Consider the following 15,551-nt stretch of genomic DNA (forward strand, 5'->3'; position numbering starts at 1 on the left):
TCCCCGATTGTGCTGAGCATTTATGCCTCGTCTTCCCCCTATCCGCTATCTGGCGCGCCAGGCCGAGCCTACCCGCATTTCGCCGTTTTTTGTTGCGGTTTCCTTGCTGCTCGTGCTGATTCTGAGCCTGTTTCCTTTTACAAACTGGCGTTTTACCGGCGAGCCGGTTTTTGCCTTTTTCACTTACCCTTTACCGTATTACGCGACCATTTTTGACAATGCCGTCAATGTGCTGGCGTATATTCCGCTCGGCCTTGGGTTGATGCTGATGTTTCGTCAACGCGTGCTGGCCGCCTTGATTGCGGTCATTGCCTGTGCTGCCATTTCCTGTAGCGTTGAATTCATTCAGCAGTTTCTGCCGGGGCGAATCGCTTCGAATCTTGATATTTTAAGTAATACCAGCGGTGGCCTGATTGGTGCGGCAATGGGGCTGGTGCTACGCAGCCGTTCCTGGGTACAAAGATGGCTGATTTTTCGGCATGAATTGCTGGCTGGCGGGCGGGTGATGGAATGGAGTCTGGTCTGGCTCGTGCTGTGGTTTGTCACGCAGCTTGATCCGACCCAGCCTTATCTGGGCGTCGTGGTCGAGCCGCGCGGCTTGCCACAGGCATTTATTGCGCCGATTGCTGATGCCGCGCTGTTTTTGCGTTTACTTGAAGCGGCCGGAGTAATGCTGAATTTGGCAGGCGTCGGTTTATTTGCTTCGGTTTTGCTTGCTTACGGGCGCGATATTCCACGCGTGGTCAGCGCTATTCTGGGTTTTGCGCTAGTGCTGAAAATGGCTTTTGCCGGCATGTTGCTCAAACCCGAGCAATTTTTTGCCTGGTTAAATCTCAATATCATTTTGGGCGGACTGTGCGGTGCACTGATTCTGGTGCTGGCTTGGCCTTTGCATCGTCGCTATCGGGCGGTGCTGGCGATTGTTTGCCTGAGTCTGGCTGTGGGTGTGAGTCTGATCTGGCCATTGGCTCCGCAGTTGACTGCGACTTTGCCCTTGTTCAAATGGCAGTATGGCCATTTGCTGCATTTTAGCGGTCTGGCGCAAGTGGTTGGTGATATATGGCCGTTTGGCGCAATGGCTTTATTGGTCTGGTATTTGTTCGGCAGTCAAGACGGCTCGGAATACTTTGCCTAGTATGTTGACGCAGCCCTTATAAGTTATAAGGGCTGCCATTTCAGGCTATACTCCAGGATTTACTCTGAGCTAATTTGCAAAGGAACGTCCGGATTGGTAAAGCTACTTTGCTTCAGCAGTTTCTGATACATCTGCGGATCTTTCCACTCCTGCTGGCATTGCGCTGAAAAAACGATATTTTCCAGCTGAATTTCGCCCATACGCGGGTTGTAAGCGTCTTCACGGAATGCTTGCGCATAACCGGTATCGGTTTCGTGCGCAATGATCGAATGCAGACGCACATCGGCTTCGCCATTTTTCATGATGGTTTGCGCCAGAATGCGATCAATGATGACAAAGAATAATCGTGCAAATTGCTCAGCTGATGGCGAGACGGGCATCGCAATCCAGCGTGCCGAAAAGGTTTTGCACAGCCGGATGTATTCGGCATCGTCCTTGTCCCAGAAGCAGATTGCATGGTCAAACGCGTCAATCACATCGCGTATCGTGCCTTTCATCAAGCCAAAATCGTAAACCATTTGCCCGTGGTCGAGTGCGTGCGCTTCCAGCAAGACTTCCACTCTATAGCTGTGACCATGAATCGAGCTGCGGCAGCGCTCGGACGAGCAGTTGCGCACGATATGGGCATTTTCGAATTTAAATAGTTTGCGAATCAGCATGTGTTTTATTTCCAAGCGTGAGAAACGGTTTTATCAGATGAAACCGATTCGGGCAAGCCGAGATTACCCTGCAATCTTGTCGCTGGGCAAAACCTGTTTCTGTCGCTTGCTGAGTGAATTGCAAATAAGGAGTGGGACTTGCTAATACCACTAAGCTGACAAGGGCTTGCCTTGGTAGGTAGAAACCCTAATGAAAGGTTTTTAGTAAGCTTTGCGTGAATGCTTACTGATCAACTGCGATTTTTACGATTGAAACAGTGATTTCAGAACGCATAAGTTGTCGGGTTTTGAGTGGATTATTTGTTGTTGACTACGAGGCTTTGTATCAAAAAACTACATCATAAATTGCTAATGATGTGTTGCAAGCAATTATTTATGTATAAATATCAATAAAAATCAATGAGATATATATTTTGTGTTGCATTGCAATAATTTTGTTCCGTCGAGTCGTGTTGTATGTCGGAGCTAATGGTTTTTTGCTTGAGTGGTGCATTTCACAGGGCAAAAAAGGGGCGTTGACAAGCGTTTTTGACTGGTGATTAATCACTCATTACTGCTTCTGCTTTGAGCTCGCTCAGACCGGAGAAGTATGAAGTTAGCTTGATTTGCTTACATGTGTGTAATGAACTACTCGTGACGGCTAAGACCACTTTGCTGTCGATAGCAACGCCATTTGAAACGTGTTGATTTTATAGCTCAGCGCCTTGCATTAGTAGCCACGGATACTTTCATGTGGTTAAACAAGTGGCACGAAGAAGCTAATCACTTAGGATGAGAGGAAACCAATGAACTTTCGTTTAACTGCAATCTCTGCTGTTGTTGCTCTGGCATCGTCAGCATCTTTCGCGGCTACCGCATGGAATAGCACGACTGTTTACACCGGCGGTGAAGTCGTGACCTATCAAGGCGTCGATTACAAAGCCAAATGGTGGACGCAAGGCAATGTTCCGGGTACCGAGCAATGGGGTCCTTGGGAAGCGCTGGGTACTGCATCTGCAACACCTGCACCAACTGCGACACCAGTTCCAACCGCAACGACAGCTGCAACACCGACAGTTGCACCAACAGCAACACCGACTACTGCGCCAACAGCAACACCGACTGCGACGCCTGCCGGTAGCTGTACTGCCGCAGCATGGAATAGCGCAACTGCCTACACGGGTGGCCAGAGCGTTAGCTACAATGGCCGTACTTACAAGGCTCAGTGGTGGACTCAGGGCGAGCAACCTAACCTGAATACAGGTTCAGGCAAACCATGGCTGGATATGGGTGCTTGCGGTCCGACACCAACGCCGTCAGCAACACCAACTGCAACACCAGTTGGCCCAACTCCAACACCAACTGCAACGCCAACTGCAACGCCAACCGCGACACCAGTTGGCCCGACTCCAACACCAACAGCAACCCCAACAGCGACGCCAGTTGGTCCAACACCAACACCAACGGCTACACCAGTTGCGCCAACCCCAACGCCAACTGCAACGCCAGTGGGACCAACTCCAACGCCAAATGGCCAAGAAGCTTGCCGCCCAGATGGTCTGGTTTCTGAAGTTGCTAACGTGCCATATTGCAGTGTTTACGACACCAGTGGTCGTGAGAAGCTGGCGAACGGCCTGAACCGCCGTATCATCGGTTACTTCACCAACTGGCGTACTGGTAAGAACGGCTTGCCTTCTTACCTCGCTAAAGACATCCCTTGGGATAGCCTGACTCACATCAATTACGCTTTTGCGCACATTGATAGCAATCACAAAGTTTCGGTCAACGAAACTGCTGCTGGTAATGAGTCTACGCAAATGGTTTGGGATGGCTCGGACGGCAAACCGGCAATTGCTGGTGCAGAGATGGATCCATCATTCTCGTACAAAGGCCACTTCAATCTCTTGAACAAATTCAAGAAACAGCACCCAGGCGTGAAAACGCTGGTGTCGATTGGTGGCTGGGCTGAAACCGGTGGTTACTTCGCGCCTGATGGCAGCCGCGTCGCTTCTGGTGGCTTCTACAGCATGACGACCAATGCGGATGGTTCAATCAACACTGCAGGTATCAATGCATTTGCTGATTCAACTGTCGCGTTCTTGCGTAAATACGGCTTTGACGGTGCGGATCTCGACTACGAGTACCCAACGACAATGAATCAAGCCGGTAATCCACTGGATTGGGCTGTTTCATCGCCACGTCTGGCTGGCTTGCAAGCGTCTTATCGTGAATTGCTGCGCGTATTGCGTAACAAACTCGATGCAGCTGCAGTACAAGACGGCAAGTACTACATGCTGACGATTGCTTCACCATCATCGGCTTACCTGCTGCGCGGCATGGAGTCATTCCAGGGCGTTAAATACCTGGATTACGTCAACATGATGACGTACGACTTGCACGGTGCATGGAACGAGTTTGTTGGTCCAAATGCAGCCTTGTTCGACGACGGTAAAGATGCAGAGTTGGCTAAATGGTCGGTTTACACAACTGCAGCCTACGGTGGTATCGGCTACCTGAATACGGATTGGGCATACCGCTACTTCCGTGGTGCCTTGCCAGCTGGCCGTATCAATGCCGGTGTTCCTTACTACACTCGTGGTCACAAAGATGTAACTGGTGGCACGAATGGTCTGTGGGGTACTTCGCCTAAGTCGTCTAATTGCGGCCCTGGCCTGACAGAGTGTGGTGTTGGTGCAATCGGTATCGACAATCTCTGGCATGATAAAGACCAGAACGGCAACGAAATGGGCGCCGGTTCTAACCCGATGTGGCACGCGAAAAACCTTGAAAAAGGTATCGCAGGTTCGTACCTGAGCCAATTCGGTCTGTCTGCAGCTAATCTGACTGGTACTTACACTCGCTACTACGATGCAACTCTGGTTGCACCATGGTTGTGGAATGCCAGCAAGAAAGTCTTCCTGTCTACCGAAGATGAGCAATCTGTTCAGAAGAAAGCTGAGTGGATTATCGACAACGGTGTTGGCGGCGCGATGTTCTGGGAGTTGGCTGGTGACTACGACTGGAATGCAGCAAAAGGCGAATATGTACCAGGTTCTACTTTGACCAAACTGTTTGCATCTAACTTCAAAACTGCGTCGCCTATGGGCAACAAACGTGCGAAGAAAGCAATGCCAGCTGAAACAGTTGATCTGACTTTTGATCTGGTTGAATTCAAGCTGGGCGATCAGAACTACCCACTGAATCCAAAACTGAAAATCACCAACAAGTCGTCTACTACGATTGCTGGCGGTACTAAAGTTCAGTTCCAGTACACAGTCGCTGCACCTGGTGCGATGACTGACCAGTCTGGCGCGGGTCTGAAAGTAGTTGCTTCCGAGCATACTGGTAACAATATCGGTGGCTTCAAAGGTGACTTCCATACTGCCGAGTTCAGCTTGCCAACATGGCAATCACTGGCTCCAGGCGCAAGCATGGATGTGACACTGAACTACCACTTGCCAATTACATCACCAAGCAATTATGTGATTACAATTGGTGGCAAAACATACGCAATCAAGCAAGAGTACCCACAATTGCCTGCGGCTAAATTGCAATAATTAGCCAAGCGTAGTCAATAAAAAAGCGCGCCTTCGGGCGCGCTTTTTTATTGCGCAGAATATTTATAAAGCCGGACTTTAATATGGGCGAAGGCTATTTTTTTTTGGAAGAAGAAGCATGTGTCGGCAAGAGTGATTGTTGTTGATGATGCTGATGAAACAGAAATTTCAACTTGTGTAATTATTGTATTGGCTTGATCGGCCATTAAAAATGGTCATGGCCTGACTGTGGTAATAAACCCATAAAATGTACAAAAAATCATGTAGTTTCGTGCCTGATATTGGCATGAAAAAAGTAGAATTTATTACATCAGTAGCTGGTAATGTTGCGGTGCAACCATCGGTTTTTGGCGTGTAGATCGCTTTCTGTCCGGAGTGCCGATTTTTATTGTGCGGTGCAGCATTGGTGTTTGGCGCTGATTTGGTAGTTCGGAAAAATTGCTGCAATTTCCCTGCGCCAGCGTGTTAAATAAGCAATTGACAAGTTTTTCACTTTGACGATAAATAGACGTAAATACAATCTGAACGACGCAGAAAAGCGCGCATTCCGGATTTAAAAGCAAAAGGTTTCAATTAACTGACGGTTTGATGATAGGTTCAAGCATTGCGCGAGTGATGCCAAAAAATGAGGATGGAGACTAACTTAAGCTGCACTGAATATCGATGCGGCAATAAATCTGATCGAACAAATTCAAACCCAACCCCCTCCATTCAGAGGGGGTTATTTTTTGCCTCGATTTTGTACTAGGGATTTGAAAAGCGTTCGACGCAGAAGTGCAAAGACGCAGAGAAAACCAGTCAAGAAAAGATTCTTGGCGTCTGCTGCGCTGTTGCGTCTGATTTTAAGGCTGTTCTTGAATGAGTGGCATTAAGTATCTGATGGGTATGTTCCGCAATGCCTTTTCTCTATTGCTCTCTGTTTGAATACAATGGCTAGGTATATTTTGGCTGAAGCGATCATATACACTACAGCCAACACTGGAGCCGCAATGACCGCCAAAATCCTGATCGTCGAGGACGATAGCCAGATCAGCGCCAATATTTATGACTACCTCAGCGCGCGCGGATTTATTCCCGATGCCGCGCCCAATGCAGGTGTAGCTTTGCATTTGCTGGCGAGTCAACACTTTGACCTGATCGTGCTCGATCTGGGGCTGCCGGGAATGAACGGCTTGAGTCTGGCGCGGCATGTGCGTGAGCAATTGTCTTTGGATATCCCTATCCTGATGCTGACTGCACGCGATACGCTCGATGACAAGGAAGCCGGGTTTGCCGCCGGAGCCGACGATTACCTGCTCAAACCTTTTTCGCTCAAAGAGCTGGAAATGCGGGTCAATGCGCTGATCCGGCGCGCGAGCGGCCAACTTACCGCGCAGGTTTTGCGTTGCGGCGCTATCGTGTTCGATCCGAAAACCGGGCAGGCTTTCTGGCAATCGCAAGCTTTGAAGCTGGCGCCCAAAACGCTGTTGCTGTTGCAGGCGTTTCTGGCACGACCCAATAGCCTGTTTACCCGCGAGCAGCTTGAGCTGGCGGTCTGGGGCGAGGCGCAGGATAGCAGCGATACACTGCGTTATCATCTCTCGCAATTGCGGCGCGCGCTGAGCTTGCCAGACGGCAGTAGCCCAATCCAGACCGTGCATGGCCGCGGTTATATGCTGGTCGAAGGCGGTGATGTATGCGCGAAATAAGTTTGCGGCGCCGGATTGCGCTGGGCTTTGCGCTGTTGAGCATTTGTTCGCTGATCGCGCTGGCCGCTTCATTACTGATTTCGGCCGAAGAATACGAAGAAGAATTGATCGATGAAGTGGTCAATACCGCCTTGCACCAGATCGAAGCGCAATGGCCGGTCACAGGGAGCCTGGTTTTACCCAGAAACTTCACGTTTTATCATGCGCCGCTGGGAATGAAGCCTGCCGGGTTGCCGGTACCCATCACGCGCTTTGCCGTTGGCAACGCCGAATATTTTGTCGATGGTCGTGAATATCATGTCGGTGTTCGCGAACACGATGGCGAGCGGCTCTATGTGTTGTATGACACCGAAGAGCACGAAAGACGCCTGGGCAATATCTATCTGGGTGCGAGCCTGGCGGTCGTTCTGCTCAGTATTCTGGCCGGGCTGGCTGGGCATTTTCTGGCTGCCAGCATATTGCGGCAGCTTTCGGCGCTGACGCTGGCGGTCGAAAATGATCAGTCGCCGGCGCTGTCACAAATTCAGGATAGGGAGGTGCGGGTACTGTCGCGGGCGATCAGCGATGCCAGAGAGCAGACCGCGCAATTATTGCAACGGGAACGCGAATTTACCGCGCATGTGGGGCATGAATTGCGTACACCACTGACGCGTATTGCGACCAGCGCCGAGCTATTGCGTGAATTGTCAGATCTGCCCGAGGCAGATATGCAGCGCTTGCGGCAAATCGAGCTGGATGCGGCCGACATGCAGGCTCGCCTGACTGCATTGCTGTTTCTGGCGCGCGAATTGCATGCCATGCATCTGGCTGACGTAGACTTGCATGCGACCGTCGAGCAGTCGCTGCTGCATTTAGCCGGTCAAAAGCCGCAAATTGCACGTCAGAACCGGGTTGAAACCGGTCTGATCATTCAGGCTGACCCTCAATTGTTGCAAATGCTGATCGACAATCTGCTGGGCAATGCGCTGCGTTATACGCAGGAAGGACAAATCATCATCGGCTGGCAGGCAGGTGTATTGTACGTTGCCGATAGTGGTGAAGGCATCGCCAAATCCGATATATTGCGTCTGCAGCAACCTTTCGAGCGAGCCAGCAGCTTGCCCGACGGTTTCGGTCTGGGTCTGGCCATTGTCAGCCGGATTTGCGAAGCGCACGGCTGGCACTGGACGATAGACAGTCAGGCCGGACAGGGGACGCGGATCACGATCCAGATGCTGCCGGATTCAGGCTTGCCACCTCACAAAACCCTCACAAAAACCTAAGCTTTTACTCACAGTAGCCCAACTAGACTCGGCGTTTTCTTGCTGATTCTGGTTGAGCTCATGAACCGCGCCTCGCCCGCCTTTTATCTCTCGCATCTGTTGTTGCCGTTGGGTTTTGCCGCATTTTTACTGTGGTTTTATCCGCTCAACTGGGATCTGGCGCTGATCTCGCCGTATTACGACACGGCGCAGCAGTTATTTCCGCTGAAAAACAATTTCTTCCTCGAAGCAGTCATGCATAGCGCGCTCAAAAGTGCGCTGTGGTTTATCCCGCTGGCGCTAGTGGCGCTGTTGTTCTGGTCGCACATTTCGCCCGAACTCATTGCCCATCGTCGCCGGATGATCTGGTTATTGCTCGGTCTGCTGCTTTCGGCGCTCGTCGTGCAACTGCTCAAGCGCAACAGCATTCATGCCTGCCCGTGGGATCTGAGTCTCTTTGGCGGCTCGGCACCGCTATTGCCGCTATTTGGCGATTTACCTGATGGCGTAAACCCCGGGCACTGTTTTCCTGGCGGACATGCCTCAGGCGGCTTTGCCTTACTGGCTTTTTACTTTGCATTTCGTGATGACCAGCGCCGCTGGGCGATCCGGGGCTTGCTGCTGGCAAGCACGCTGGGCTTTGCGATGGGCTGGTCGCAAATGATGCGCGGCGCGCATTTCCTTTCGCACAATCTATGGACTTTCTGGTGGGTATGGATGGTTCTGACCATGCTGTATATGGTCTGGCCGCCTATACCCCGTCCGATGGAGAGCAAACTGGAGCAAAAATCATGCTGATTCGTTCACTCCCACTCCTGCGAATGAGCGCCGAGCGTCTCACTGCGAGCTGTGTGTTGTTTTTACTTATCGCTTGCAATCACGTTTTCTGGCAAAAGCTGATCGCCGCGCAGCAACCTGATTCATTCGGCGGCTGGTTTTTTGTCGGCGTCGGGTTTGTTTTTCTGTTTCTACTGTTTAACGCCATTCTGACCTTGATTGCACTGCCTTATGTTTTCAAGCCGGTGATGAGCGCAATCTTGCTGATCACGCCTTTTGTCGTGTATTTCATGAGCCAGTACGGCGTGATGATTAATGCGCAAATGATCCAGAATGCCGTCGAAACCAATCCGGCTGAAACGCGCGATTTGCTGACGATCAAATTGCTGGTGTATGTCTTATTGCTGGGGGTGTTGCCGCTGACGATGCTCTGGCGTACGTCGATTCATTTCCGGCCATTTCAGCGTGAATTGCTGATCAAGGTTGGCGTGCTGGGGGGCAGTTTTCTGCTGATCGGCCTGATTGCCGCCGGGTTTTACAAGGATTTTGCATCGCTATTTCGCAATCACCGTGAATTACGCTATCTGCTGGCGCCGAGCAATTACATTCAGGCGGCCAGCAGTTATCTGAAAAAAAATGCGGCGTTAAAACCGGTCATCGTCGAGCCGATTGGGCAGGATGCCAGGCTGGGTGCTACTTGGGCGAAGACCGTGCGCCCCAGTCTGACAGTGCTGGTCGTCGGTGAAACTGCGCGGGCGGCTAATTTCTCGCTCAATGGTTACGAGCGTGAAACCAATCCCGAGCTGAAAAAAATCGATGGATTGATCAATTTCCCGGATTTTCACTCTTGCGGCACTGATACTGCCGTCTCGGTACCGTGCATGTTCTCGATGTTCGAGCGCAGCGATTATTCGGATGAGCAGGCTAAAAGCCATCAGGGCTTGCTCGATATCATGCAGCGCGCCGGTTTGCAGGTGAGCTGGCGTGATAATCAATCCGGCTGCAAAGGGGCGTGTGACCGCGTGCCCAATGAAAGCACTTCACAGCAGCCTGATCCGGCTTTATGTCGTGATGGCGAATGCTGGGATGAAATGCTGCTGAAAAATCTGCAGACGCGAATCGACGCAATCAGCCGGGGGCAAAAATCCGCCGTGCTGGTGCTGCATATGATGGGCAGCCACGGCCCGGCCTATTACAAACGCTACCCGGCGCAATTTGAGCGATTTGTGCCAGCGTGCAAAACCAATCAGCTTGATCGCTGCAGTCAGCGCGAGATTATGAACAGCTATGACAATACCTTGCTGTATACCGATCATGTGCTGGCCAGCTTGGTGAAAACCTTGCAGCAAAATACGGATAAGCTCAATACGGCTATGGTGTATATGTCTGATCACGGCGAATCTATTGGCGAGAGAGGGTTATACCTGCATGGTTCCCCGTATGTCATTGCGCCAGATTTTCAGACGCATATTCCGGCGCTGATGTGGTTTTCTCCGCAATACGCGCAAAGCCGTGGTCTGAATGCCGCTTGTGTGAAACAGCATGCGGGAGAGCGCTATTCGCACGACAATCTGTTTCACTCGATGCTGGGGCTGCTGGATGTGCAAACCCGGGAATATCAGCGCGGGCTGGACATGTTTGCGGCCTGCCAGATCAAGACGGCACTTTAAGTAGCTGGGCGAGCTGGTGCATCACTGTGCCAGCGCCCTGCAATGACACGACGTCGCGCCCCCATGGTTTGCGCTGTGTGGGCAGAAATCTGAGCCAGCTCAGGCTGGCTGTACTGTGCTTGATCAGTGTTTGTACCGCGGTCGTGTCCTGAGCGATGTAATGCTGCAGGCGCACTGCCAGCGTTGAAGGATCTTGATCAAGTAAATAGGCAGTTGAGTGCAGGTATAACAACCAGTCCCTTGCCTGACCTTGCTCCTGAGCTAATACCCCGGTTGGGTCATCCTCGAAGTCGATAAAGATCACCCGACCATTTTGCATCTCATCCGCTTGCCAGTGCATATTGCGCGCGAAAGCCTGACTAAGCATCTGGCCCTTTTGGTGCGTCGCCAGAATCGCCGCCAGCCCGGCCTCCCAAATGGCCTGTTTGCTGGGGACGCCTGCGGGTAACGGATTGCAGCCGAGTAGCCAGTCTATCGACCACGGGCCGGCATCGCTGAGCGCAATCCAGTCGTCGGCGACGTGCAAAAGCTGCGGAACGCTGACTCCAGCCGCTGCCAGCGCACGCAGTCGGTGTACTTCAGTCGCTTGCCCCTGTGCGCCGCCGAAAGCCGGTACTGCGGCGAGGATAGGCTGGCGAAAAGTCTTGGCCAGTAAATTGAGTGCGCCATAAGCCAGTGGTCGGGCACGGCTTTCCTGGCGTTTGATGATCATGCTTTGTCCAGCAAAAGTCAGATGCTGGACACGCCCCGGCTGGCTGGCAATATGCTGCTCGATATACCGGATTTGCTCCGGAGACAGAGTGGTAGATGACATGGCGTGCTCGCAGCAGGGAAGATCGCGATTATAAGCGCTAAACCCAAAGTTCCCACACTGCGCTGTCGCACCTTGGGTCTAGCGTTTCATGATCCAGTCAATCAACGGTTGCCATTCTTCCCGGTCGCGCTGGGTTTTGCTGTGTGGCAAGTCAAACAGCGTCATGCCGCGCTGGATGGTCTGGTTATACAGCTGGGTATCGCGGATCGTCGTGATCAATGGAATGTCGAACTTGTGCAGAAATTCGGGGAGTTGTTGCGCCGATTGCGTGCGTGAATTGATTCGCATGCCGACAGCACCGACCTGCACTTCGTCGCGGCGTACTGCTTTCATTTCGGCCAGCTCGTCAAAGAAATCGGCAATCGCCCACAGGTCAAACGCCGATGGCAGCAGCGGAACGACGACATGATCGACGATTTTCAGTACTTTTTTCAGCTTGGCGCTGCCAAAACACGCGGGGGTATCAAGAATTGCGACCTGACAGCCTTTGGGTGGCCGAGCGATCTGATCGGCGCCGATGTCCCAGCGTTCAATGCGCGGTAAAGTTTCCGGGCGTAAATCAAGCCAGTGATGGCTCGAATGCTGTTTATCCAGATCGCCGAGCATGACACGTGCTTCCTGCCAGGCAAACCAGCTTGCGAGATGGGTGGAGAGGGTGGATTTACCGCTGCCGCCTTTGGGGTTGACGACCAGAATCTTGCGCATACTAGGCTCTGTTGACACTTGGTTTACGGTCGCGCTGGCGCGATTTTTGTGACGAATCAAGGCGTTGACTGCGAGGCATAGTTATTCTATGGGAGCAGGCAATAACGCAGAGTCGTCACAAAAAGCGCCCAGCCCGGAGGGTTTGGCTATTTTTGGCCTGACACTGCGTTGCAAAACCTTCGCATAGAAGGCTATGTGTCAGGCTTTGCGCCTTGTTTCAGGCCAAAACCAGCACAAACGCGATTCGCAAACCAAGTGTCAACAGAGCCTAACAACCAGAACATAAAGCGAGGTGATTATGTCAGAAATTGCCGGGTTAAATGTGACAGATTTGTTAAATTTCGGCCTAAATGTGAAATTTTGATGTCAGCAATCGATTTGTCTCCTTAAGGGTATGTGCGTGAGGCTTAATATTTTTGATTGCTACCAGTAATTACCTATGGTGGGTATGAAAAAGCCCCGCTTATCGGCGGGGCTTTCTGGGATGAAACAGGCTTGAAGCAGGATTATTTAGTCAGCTCGAGCAGTTTGACGAAAGCTTCGTCGAATTGTTTCAAACCATCGACCTGCAATTGCTCGCCAGCGAGGTTGTAGTTGATCCCCAGTTTGCGTACGGCGACCAAGGTTGCTACGGCTGCGTCGGTGCCGGTTTCCAGTGTATTCGCGGCATTGCCGTGGTCGCGGAACAGCGCCAGCGTCGCGTCCGGAACGGTGTTAACGGTTTCCGGTCCGATCAGGTCTTCAACGTACATCACGTCGCTGTAGGCCTTGTTTTTAGTGCCGGTTGACGCCCACAGCAGGCGTTGCGGGTTGGCGCCTTTGGCTTTGAGCGCAGCAAAACGGCTGCCCTGGAACAGGCCTTTATAGTGCTGGTAAGCCACTTTCACGAATGACTTGGCGACAGTACCGCGCAGCGCCAGCGCTTCAGGCGTGCCGATCGCGTCCAGTTGCGGGTCGATCAGGCTATCAACGCGAGACAGGAAGACTGAAGCAACGGCTTGGACTTTATCGACTGGCAGACCCGCCGCAGCGCGTGCTTCCAGACCACGGATGTAGGCCGTCAGTACGTTGTCGACGTGCTTCAGATTGAACATCAGCGTGATGTTGACGTTAATGCCCGAAGTGATCAGCTCTTCAAAAGCGATCACGCCGGCGTCGGTGGCCGGTACTTTGATCATCGCGTTCGGGCGGTTAATCGCGGCCCACAGGCGTTTGGCATTATCAATCGTGCCTTGCGCGTCGTTGGCCAGCGTCGGTGATACTTCGAGGCTGACATAACCATCGAGACCATTCGTTGCGTCGTACATCGAACGAGTCAGATCGCAAGTAGCCTGGATATCAGGCACAACCAGCGCTTCGTAACGTTGTTCGGCAGTCAGGTTTTGTTTTTTTAATTCGGCCAGATCGCCGGTGTAGAGCGGATCAGATGAAATCGATTTATAGAAAATCGCCGGGTTGGACGTAACGCCAGCGATGTCGTCTTCGGAAATCAGACGCGCCAGTTCGCCAGAGGCCAACAGACCACGGGAAAGGTTGTCCAGCCAGATACGTTGGCCGAAAGGTTTGATTGCGGCAATTCTGCTCATGGTGTGAGACCTCGTGAGAATGGAGAGTAATACAAAGACAGAAGCATCTTAATCAAAGAGCCGCCCCTTGCCTTTGCTCAGGCGCAAAAAAAATGCGATTGCAGCAATTTACGGTGACTTGGGTTTGTGGGCAAGGGGCGCGGGACAGAATCTGCTGCGGATTTGCGGCAAGGCCGGTGCAACAAGGTGCGCTGAGGTCGCGCGATCACACGGTAAACAGCTTGAAAAGCTTTCGACGCTAGGCGCAAGGACGCAGAGAAAACCCATCAAGATAGACGCTGATTTCCTCCGTGCTTCTGTGTTTTTGCGTCGGATTTTTAAGATTTTCTCTTAAGGGAGCGGCAGTGGGGGTGGTGGGTATTTGCTTGTGGCTTATGTATTTATTGGTCTGTAGGTCAATACCTGTTATTCAATTACTCGTGCTGCTGGAAATTTGACGGCAAATTCGCTACCTTTTCCTGGTTCTGAAGTAATCAGCATTTGCGCCTGATGACGATTCAGGATGTGTTTGACAATCGCCAGTCCCAATCCGGTGCCGCCGGTATTGCGCGAACGGCCACGGTCAACGCGGTAAAAGCGTTCGGTCAGGCGTGGCAGATGTTCGGGGGAGATGCCGATGCCGGTGTCGCGGCAGCAGAAATAAACCGCGTCGGCGCGTTTTTCCCAGCCTAGCGTAATGCTGCCGCCGGGCGGTGTGTAACGCACCGCATTCGAAACCAGATTGCCCAGCGCCGAATGCAATTCGTCCCGATTGCCGATCAGGCGTGCCCGGTCAAGTTTGCCGATTTCGATATTGTGACGCCCTTGCGACAGTCCGTTCGCTTCGGTGCGCAATTGCTGCATCAACTGCACGATATCGACGTCTTCTTCGCGCACCTGTGCGCCGTTTTCGAGTTTGGACAGCGTCAGCAAATCTTCGACCAGTCGCTGCATCCTTTGCGTTTGTTCGTACATCAGCTGCAAATGGGTTTCACGCGTAGCGGCATCTGACGCGGGCATGTCGATCATCGTTTCGATAAAACCACCGACGACGGTCAATGGCGTTCGCAATTCGTGCGAGACATTGGCGACAAAGTCACGATGCACCGTCTGGACGCGTTCGAGCTGGGTAATGTCGCGACTGAGCAGCAGTTTGCGAGTCGAATCAAAAGGAACGACTTGCGCCGAGAGGGTCTGCTCGGTCGGACGGCTGATGCGGATAATGACCGGGTGGCTGAAATCCTGTTCTTTCAGGTAATCGCGCAAGCTCGGATAGCGCAATAAATGCGTAATCGTCTGCCCCATGTCGAGTTTGCGATCCAGGCTTAAATGTTCGCACGATGCCGGATTGCACCACTCGATCCGGTCCGTTTCATCCAGAATCACAACTCCATCGGGCAAGGCTTCGGCGGCGAGCAGGAAGCGATCCAGCGTTCCGGCGAGCCTTTCCTTGGCTTTTTTCTGTGAGCGAACTTCGGCATAAATCTGATCGAACACTTCCTGCCACAGCAGCAGACCGCCCGGCACATTGTCGAGCAGTGGGTTTTTTAGCCAGTGGTGCAGGCGGTGCAGATTGACAATATGAAACAGGCAGGACAGCGCCATGATGATCAGAACAAAGCCAAGCCCCCATGCTGCACCGGCAAGGGCGGCAATAAACAGCGCAATCAGGCCGGTCATCGAGTAATAAAAAATCGAGCGTAGCCAGAACATGGATGGCCTTTGGGAAATACCAGAACAGAGTTGGAAGTTTTTTTTCTT

The 15,551-nt window shown here is 52.2% G+C and carries 11 protein-coding genes; 6 read left to right on the forward strand and 5 right to left on the reverse strand.

Translation table 11 applies throughout. The features are described 5' to 3' along the window. The first annotated feature begins 22 nt into the window (after positions 1-22). Positions 23-1,135, forward strand: coding sequence for a VanZ family protein (locus ACG2XO_RS07045; protein ID WP_410500105.1), 1,113 nt, complete (start codon positions 23-25; stop codon positions 1,133-1,135). 59 nt (positions 1,136-1,194) lie between these two features. On the opposite strand, the gene ACG2XO_RS07050 is transcribed toward ACG2XO_RS07045, so the two are convergent. Then, the gene (locus tag ACG2XO_RS07050; protein ID WP_410500106.1) at positions 1,195-1,794 is read right to left on the reverse strand and encodes a 6-pyruvoyl trahydropterin synthase family protein; all 600 of its coding nucleotides are present in this window, start codon (positions 1,792-1,794) and stop codon (positions 1,195-1,197) included. 785 nt (positions 1,795-2,579) lie between these two features. Between ACG2XO_RS07050 and ACG2XO_RS07055 the strand changes: the two genes are divergently transcribed. From ACG2XO_RS07055 to ACG2XO_RS07075, 5 genes are all read left to right on the forward strand, one after another. Beyond that, positions 2,580-5,330 carry a chitinase C-terminal domain-containing protein gene (locus ACG2XO_RS07055; protein ID WP_410500107.1) on the forward strand — a complete coding sequence of 917 codons (2,751 nt, stop codon included), beginning with the start codon at positions 2,580-2,582 and terminating at the stop codon, positions 5,328-5,330. Positions 5,331-6,319: 989 nt separating this feature from the next. Continuing rightward, positions 6,320-7,018 carry a response regulator transcription factor gene (locus ACG2XO_RS07060; protein ID WP_410500108.1) on the forward strand — a complete coding sequence of 233 codons (699 nt, stop codon included), beginning with the start codon at positions 6,320-6,322 and terminating at the stop codon, positions 7,016-7,018. Further along, a complete protein-coding gene (locus ACG2XO_RS07065; protein WP_410500109.1) occupies positions 7,006-8,280 on the forward strand; it encodes a sensor histidine kinase in 1,275 nt (424 codons plus the stop codon). Before ACG2XO_RS07060 ends, ACG2XO_RS07065 begins: the two co-directional genes overlap by 13 nt. Positions 8,281-8,340: 60 nt before the next feature. Further along, entirely contained in the window at positions 8,341-9,057 is a 717-nt protein-coding gene (locus tag ACG2XO_RS07070) for a phosphatase PAP2 family protein (protein ID WP_410500110.1), read from the forward strand. Beyond that, entirely contained in the window at positions 9,051-10,706 is a 1,656-nt protein-coding gene (locus tag ACG2XO_RS07075) for a phosphoethanolamine transferase (protein ID WP_410500111.1), read from the forward strand. Before ACG2XO_RS07070 ends, ACG2XO_RS07075 begins: the two co-directional genes overlap by 7 nt. On the opposite strand, the gene ACG2XO_RS07080 is transcribed toward ACG2XO_RS07075, so the two are convergent. The 4 genes from ACG2XO_RS07080 to phoR form a co-directional block, all read right to left on the reverse strand. After that, complete coding sequence (locus ACG2XO_RS07080) at positions 10,690-11,520, reverse strand: hypothetical protein (RefSeq protein WP_410500112.1); 831 nt, start codon at positions 11,518-11,520, stop codon at positions 10,690-10,692. The genes ACG2XO_RS07075 and ACG2XO_RS07080 overlap by 17 nt on opposite strands. A 78-nt stretch (positions 11,521-11,598) precedes the next feature. Next, the gene (locus ACG2XO_RS07085) at positions 11,599-12,225 is read right to left on the reverse strand and encodes an AAA family ATPase (RefSeq protein WP_410500113.1); all 627 of its coding nucleotides are present in this window, start codon (positions 12,223-12,225) and stop codon (positions 11,599-11,601) included. Between the two features lie 506 nt (positions 12,226-12,731). Continuing rightward, positions 12,732-13,811: a transaldolase gene (gene tal, locus ACG2XO_RS07090; protein ID WP_410500114.1), complete on the reverse strand. Its 1,080-nt coding sequence runs from the start codon at positions 13,809-13,811 to the stop codon at positions 12,732-12,734. A 405-nt stretch (positions 13,812-14,216) separates the two neighbouring features. Further along, positions 14,217-15,503, reverse strand: a complete 1,287-nt coding sequence (phoR, locus tag ACG2XO_RS07095; protein WP_410500115.1) for a phosphate regulon sensor histidine kinase PhoR — start codon at positions 15,501-15,503, stop codon at positions 14,217-14,219. Positions 15,504-15,551: the final 48 nt, after the last annotated feature.

Source organism: Chitinibacter sp. S2-10 (assembly GCF_046530675.1).
GTDB lineage: Bacteria > Pseudomonadota > Gammaproteobacteria > Burkholderiales > Chitinibacteraceae > Chitinibacter.